This window comes from Rathayibacter sp. VKM Ac-2926, assembly GCF_022815565.1.
Classification (GTDB): domain Bacteria; phylum Actinomycetota; class Actinomycetes; order Actinomycetales; family Microbacteriaceae; genus Rathayibacter; species Rathayibacter festucae.
In genome coordinates this window covers 1-433 of record NZ_JALGRS010000030.1, presented here as the reverse complement: position 1 = coordinate 433, position 433 = coordinate 1, and the positions used below count along the sequence as shown (strand labels likewise).

The window sequence follows — 433 nt, the reverse complement described above, 5'->3', positions numbered from 1 at the left end:
TGTAGTTCCTCGGGACGTTGTGAACGGGTGACGTAGAAGAAGACCTCCGGGACGATGTGGGTTACCACACACGCATCGTCACCGGAGGTCTTCGTGACTCACGCTAATGCCCCCTTCACGCCGACCGGCAGGGAACGTCTGGCTCGGCTGATCGTTATCGACGGCTGGCCGGTGCGCCGGGCGGCGGAGAGGTTCCAGTGCTCACCGGCGACTGCCGCGAAGTGGGCCGAGAGATACCGATCCGGTCTGCCGATGACCGACCGGTCGTCCCGGCCTGTGACCAGCCCGAACCGGCTTGCGACTCGCCTTGAGCGGCGCATCATCGGTCTGCGTTTCACGCGTGGTTGGGGTCCGCACAGGATCTCGTTCCACCTTGGAGTTCCTCGATCAACGGTCGGTCGGGTGCTCACCCGCTTCCGAATGCCGCTGCTCG

Annotated in this window: 1 protein-coding gene; it reads left to right on the top strand. The window is 64.7% G+C overall.

The features are described 5' to 3' along the window. Positions 1 to 93: 93 nt before the first annotated feature. A partial coding sequence (locus MT351_RS19805; RefSeq protein WP_243583081.1) for a helix-turn-helix domain-containing protein occupies positions 94 to 433 on the top strand: 340 nt, incomplete at its 3' end.